This window comes from Pseudomonas sp. Ant30-3, from assembly GCF_000690905.1.
Taxonomy (GTDB): Bacteria; Pseudomonadota; Gammaproteobacteria; order Pseudomonadales; family Pseudomonadaceae; genus Aquipseudomonas.
The window spans coordinates 1-5,517 of sequence record NZ_JMCL01000178.1 but is presented as its reverse complement, the minus strand read 5'-3'; the positions used below and the strand labels follow the sequence as shown (position 1 = coordinate 5,517).

Sequence of the window (5,517 nt, the reverse complement as noted above, 5' to 3'; positions counted from 1 at the left end):
GCATGGATGCGCCATCCACCCGCGTGGCCTCGATCTGAAGTGACGATGCCCGCTTCTCGCAAATACCCCATGGTGCGCCGGACGACAACGGGGTTGGTACCCAAGCATTGAGCCAGGGTTTCAGAAGTGACGGGGCCATCCTGCTCAGCCATGTGCAGCAGTGCATGCAGGACGGAAGACAGGCGGCTGTCGCGTTTCATGTAACTAATGATGTTCTGTTTGAGGTCGAATGTCAAGACAGAACGTGAACGTCGGCTGCTGTCGAGCCTTCATGCTTGACATTCAAGACAGTTGCTGATGCCTTCGGCCCTTGCGGGCCTGCGCGCTGCGCTTGCCCAATGGCAAGTGTATGCAGTGGGCGGGGGTAGGCGGTCTTGCTGTTCCCTTCACCGTATCACGGCGTTCTCGCCGTCAAGGGCTGCGCGTGCTTGCACGCTTGCGGCCTGTGGCCGTCCCTGAACCCTGACTGCTTTCGCTGCGCCGTGCTCTCCACGGTTCCGGGCAATTCCGCCCGAGCAACCGGAGCACGATCATGTCACAACTGTCCTTTCCTTCCTTCGATTCCTCGCTACTGGTGCGCGACGCACACGGACGCTATCTGCCGGCATCAGCCGGCGACATTCTGGAAGCTGCGCGCCAGGTCATCGACCAGAAGATGCAGCGCGGGGCCGAGTTCACTTCGCCAGCGGCGGTCAAGGAGTACCTGCGCACCAAGCTGGCCGGCTTCGAGCATGAAGTGTTCGCGGTGCTGTTCATGGACACGCGCCATCGGCTGATCGAATACCGGGAGATGTTCCACGGCACCATCGACGGTGCTTCGGTGTATCCGCGCGAAGTGGTCAAGGAGGCGCTGCGGTTGAATGCGGCGGCGGTCATCGTTTCGCACAACCATCCGAGCGGGACCCCCGAGCCGAGCGCGGCCGACCGGGCGCTGACCCAGCGGCTCAGGGAGGCGCTGGGGCTGGTGGACGTGCGGGTGCTCGATCACGTCATCGTTGCGGGTAGCTCCACGGCATCATTCGCCGAGCGCGGGCTAATCTAGCCCAAGGGGCTTCGGCCCCTTTTGCGATATTCTTATATGGTCAAAGGAGACATCTCGATTCAATGCGGAGGTAGTAGCCCGCTCGTGGAGCCATACTAGCTCGAATCTTGAGCCATTGCGGGCCGATATGGAGCTTGCGCGGTGGCTCAAGGAAACATTGTTGGCAGAGACTTGATCACGCCAATGTGACAGGGATTTCTGCCCCCCGCACTTCTATTGCCCAAGCTTTGCTCGCAATGTTTTATAGAAGTGTCTAGTTGCATCCACCCTGAATACAGTCGTTCCAGATGAAGCTGACTCGTTGCTTGCAGTTAGCACGCGCTTGGCCGCTTCTTTGGATGTCTCAGCGTATATATCCAGATCAGAAGTGCTTTTGAGATACGGCCATTTCTTTAAATAATCTGGAAGCTCAATGTTTCCACCGAATGTGGCAAGTGGAAAATCCTTTTCCGTTGCAACACCTATTTCCCATGGCACCCACCATGATGCCTTAGTTGCATCAGAAACAACAGCCAGCAGTTGCGTGCATTTGTCAAGCTCCTTTCTGACATGTGCCGCAATATCTTCCCCGTTATTAAATTTTGGATCAATGACATCCAAATAACAATCAATGTTGTGATTTCTTTTTAAATGACCTTGAATTCTCAAGGCTAACGCCGAATCAGTTTGTTGATGAGATAAAAATATCTTCATGCCTTTCCTTTTTATACACTTTACAGGCGTTGTTTTTCAGCAAGAAGCCGATAATGCTCCCCTAGCACTGTCAACTTGCAGGACTTGCTCTGCATGGCAGCGTGCCACATATGAGGGGCATCCACAGGCGCGACCAAGTTAAGGCGATTGTATCGCTGCAGCAACGCGAATTTGCGCGTATTTTCAGGATCTGGCGGAGGCATGCCGGGATCTCTCCCCTTCAGCTCCGGCTCGAATGTAGGGTCGAGCTTGTATTCAAAACCACGTCGGGGGAAAAATTCCGTTATACGCCTGAGATCATCTAAGGAGATAGGCGGATTGACCTTTCGAAGCGAGACGAATTGACGGACGTTGGTTTTAAAAATCGGACGCTGTTCCCAAGCCCCCAGGGATTGGTCAACATGTGCATAAATGCTACCTGGCGTGATGTCGCCAGTGAGGTTGGCCGCCCCTCCATGAAGGGCATCTACCAATAGGGTCGTGAATACGCCTCTGCCGTTTTCCTCCGTTGCATACTGATCAGCCGCTGAGGCAGTAAGGATCGTCAAACCTTCAGACAAGCTGGCTAGCTCTCCAGCGACTGGAGGAGTGCCGGCTATTCCTGAGTGGCAGCTATCAAGGATGATTATCTTGTTGCGTGCTGGCGATTTGTTGGCCAACGCAAGGACTTCGGAGAGCGATAGCCCTTCGTCACCACGGCGAGAATCCGTCGCCAGCAGATATCCCCCAGTCGCCTCAATATGTCCATGACCAGCAAAATAAAAAAGAGCAATATCAGCTTGTGCCTTGAAAAGCTCCTCAACGCGATCTTTTAATAAAGACCGTTCGACGCGATCTGCTGGACCAGTCCCGGTGAACATTTTGCAATCGAAGTTGACAGAGCCATCCCCATGACGAGCTAGGACAGCTTGCACCGCGTGAGCGTCATCGACACATCCATATAAAGAGCCACCATGCTCGTAATGATTTATGCCAACGATTAGAGCTATGCGCATAACGTCACTCCGCGTATGTCAAAGACCGTTGATAAAGTTCTTTATGGCATCCCATGTCCATGCGACAGTGTTTACGCCTTCAACTTTAGTCCGATCATCGGAATAGGCCCAGACGCCCAACACTTTCTTTCCTTCCTCACGTGCGCATGCAATCTCCCATTTCTGTCCGCTAGACGCCAAGGAGTTCTTGCTAATCAAGGCGATCACGCCATCCGATCGACGAATTCGGGCACGGACTTTGTCTTTCCACTCCGATGCATAGGCCTCCTTGACTGACATATCTATGTATTCGAAAGGGGAATTCGTAAGGAGTGATTGACCTTTCAAAAAGTCCCTTTGCCTTTCGTCTTCAATAGCGAATGCAACGAAAATAACTTTCTTGTCTGCCATGTGATCCTCTTTGCCGAAATGGTGTTGGAGTGCCTGTCTCGATACTTCGTATCGAATGTAACAGATATTTCGGTATTAATCGTGTCGGACGCATAGGGCTGAAGGAACAAACATGGCGGGCGTCCCCGGCCCAAGAGCACGGCCGGCCGCGCTGTCGTGCTGCGCATCGAGCCTCGCTACGCGAGTCTCGCCCCTGACGGGCTTCCATCGTTCCCTCGCTCCGCTCGGCTGACGCCTACGGCCCGGCTTCCAGCTTCGGGCCTGCGCGCTTCGCTTGCGTGCGGCTCAGCACACAAGGGCGGCCGTTGCCTTGTCCAGCCGTCTCCCCTGACTTCATCACCTTGTCCGCGACCGTAGCCCGCTTCCGTGAGCCGTCAAGGCGCGCAGGGCCGTGTCCTCGGCTGCGCCTGCGGGCCGCACCAACCCTGCGCTTGTTTCCTTGACGGCCCCCGTCCGCGCGCTCCTTTGGCCGCGGGCGATGAACTCAGGAAAGACGGTGGCAACAGGGCCAACCGGGTTCCTCGTGCCAACCGCACCGAACAGCCGAAAGGCTGGGCTCCGAATCTTGGAATCCGGTGTGCGGTTTGAACAGCAAACCCTTTTCGTCAGGAGAAAGACCATGCAACTCGCATCCCGTTTCGCTTCCCGCTCCCCCTCACTGCGCAGCGACTACCCGCTGTCCGATGGCCAGATTCGCAGGGTGGCCCCGTCCATCTTCGCGGATGCCGCGCATGAGAGCCGTTCCGAGCGGTACACCTACATCCCCACCGCTGCCGTGTTGACCGAGCTTCGCAAGGAGGGGTTTCAACCCTTCATGGTGACGCAAACCCGCGTGCGCGATGAAGGCAAGCGCGAACACACCAAACACATGATTCGCCTGCGCCACGCCAGCCAGATCAACGGCGCGGAAGCCAACGAAATCGTGCTGCTGAACTCGCACGACGGCACCAGCAGCTATCAGATGTTGGCCGGAATGTTCCGCTTCGTTTGCAGCAATGGCCTTGTCTGCGGCGACACCGTGGCAGACGTGCGCGTACCCCACAAAGGCGACGTGGCCAGTTCCGTCATTGAAGGCGCTTTCGAGGTGTTGAGCGGTTTCGAGCGCGTGAAGGAGTCCCGCGATGCTATGCGCACGATCACGCTGGATGAAGGCGAAGCCGAAGTATTCGCCCGTTCCGCGCTGGCCCTCAAGTACGACCCCACGGACAACAAGCCCGCGCCCATCACCGAATCGCAAATCCTGATGCCGCGCCGCTTCGACGACCGCCGCCCGGACTTGTGGAGCGTGTTCAACCGCACCCAAGAGAACCTGACCAAAGGCGGTTTGCATGGGCGCAGCGCCAACGGACGCCGCCAGCAAACCCGCCCCGTGCAGGGCATTGATTCCGATATTCGCCTCAATCGCGCCCTGTGGCTGCTGGCCGATGGCCTGCGCCAGTTGAAAGCCTGATTCCCCTGCGCGGCAGGGGCAGGCAGCAGCCCTTGCCGCGCTATTCGCTGCTGCATTCCATCATCGCAAGGAGTTTTCACCATGAACGCCATTAACCACACCGAAGCCCAAGCCATCCACCCCGCAGCCAGCACTGCGCCTGCCGTGCTGCTGGAAGCCGCCGACCCGAGCAAGAATCTGATTCTGGTGCCGCTGTCGCGGCTGGTATCGCGCCCCACGGGCCGCAACGTGCGCAAGACCCCGCGCATGTCGATTCCCGAACTCGCCGCCAGCATCCAGCGTGTCGGCCTGCTGCAAAACCTGATCGTCACCGCGACCGCTGACGGCGAGCGTTACGAAGTCGTGGCCGGAGGCCGTCGCCTTGCCGCCCTCAAGCTGCTGGCGAAAAAGCACCGCATCAGCAAGGAATGGGAGGTGCCTTGCCTGTTGGTGGCCGATGGCACCGCCCGCACCGCCAGCCTGACCGAGAACGTGCAGCGCGAAGCCATGCACCCCGCCGACCAGTTCGAGGCATTTGCCGCGCTGGTGGCCGAAGGCCGCCCCATCGAGGACATTGCCGCAGATTTCAGCGTCACGCCGCTGGTGGTGCAGCGCCGCCTGAAACTCGCCAACGTGTCGCCGCGCCTGCTGGCCGACTACCGGGCCGAAGCCGTGAGCCTTGACCAGTTGATGGCCCTTGCCATCACCGACGACCACGCCGCGCAGGAAGCTGCGTTCTACGATGCGCCGACATGGCAGCGCAGCCCGCACAACCTGCGCGACCGCCTGACCGAGCGCGAGATTGATGCCCACCGGCATCCGCTGGTGCGCTTCGTTGGGCTGAATGCTTACGAGGCCGCAGGCGGTGGCACCCGCCGCGATCTGTTCGCGGAAGCCGATAGCGGCGTGTATCTGACCGATGCCACGCTGCTGGAACGGCTGGCGCAGGACAAGCTGGCCAGCCTTGC

At 58.2% G+C, this 5,517-nt stretch carries 7 protein-coding genes; 3 read left to right on the top strand and 4 right to left on the bottom strand.

The genetic code is table 11. The annotated features are described in order from the left end of the window. Window positions 1-200, bottom strand: a 200-nt coding sequence (locus DU29_RS1000000132010) for an RrF2 family transcriptional regulator (protein ID WP_152635602.1), incomplete at its 3' end; no start/stop codon positions are given. 332 nt (window positions 201-532) lie between these two features. Between DU29_RS1000000132010 and radC the strand changes: the two genes are divergently transcribed. Next, the gene (radC, locus tag DU29_RS0128180) at window positions 533-1,042 is read left to right on the top strand and encodes a RadC family protein (protein WP_028624701.1); all 510 of its coding nucleotides are present in this window, start codon (window positions 533-535) and stop codon (window positions 1,040-1,042) included. A 213-nt stretch (window positions 1,043-1,255) separates the two neighbouring features. Here radC and DU29_RS1000000132005 read toward each other — a convergent pair whose 3' ends face one another. The 3 genes from DU29_RS1000000132005 to DU29_RS0128170 are packed head-to-tail and all read right to left on the bottom strand — an operon-like array spanning window position 1,256 to window position 3,120. Further along, a complete protein-coding gene (locus DU29_RS1000000132005; protein ID WP_071536442.1) occupies window positions 1,256-1,735 on the bottom strand; it encodes a toll/interleukin-1 receptor domain-containing protein in 480 nt (159 codons plus the stop codon). A 20-nt stretch (window positions 1,736-1,755) separates the two neighbouring features. Further along, window positions 1,756-2,730 (bottom strand): caspase family protein, encoded by a 975-nt coding sequence (locus DU29_RS0128175; protein WP_028624700.1) that lies wholly within the window; start codon window positions 2,728-2,730, stop codon window positions 1,756-1,758. 18 nt (window positions 2,731-2,748) lie between these two features. Next, entirely contained in the window at window positions 2,749-3,120 is a 372-nt protein-coding gene (locus DU29_RS0128170) for a TIR domain-containing protein (protein WP_028624699.1), read from the bottom strand. Window positions 3,121-3,739: 619 nt separating this feature from the next. On the opposite strand from DU29_RS0128170, the gene DU29_RS0128160 reads away from it, so the two are divergent. Together DU29_RS0128160 and DU29_RS0128155 are read left to right on the top strand one after the other, a co-directional pair. Next, a complete protein-coding gene (locus DU29_RS0128160) occupies window positions 3,740-4,570 on the top strand; it encodes a DUF932 domain-containing protein (protein ID WP_028624697.1) in 831 nt (276 codons plus the stop codon). An 81-nt stretch (window positions 4,571-4,651) separates the two neighbouring features. Continuing rightward, window positions 4,652-5,517: ParB/RepB/Spo0J family partition protein (locus tag DU29_RS0128155; protein ID WP_028624696.1), on the top strand; the 866-nt coding region annotated here is incomplete at its 3' end.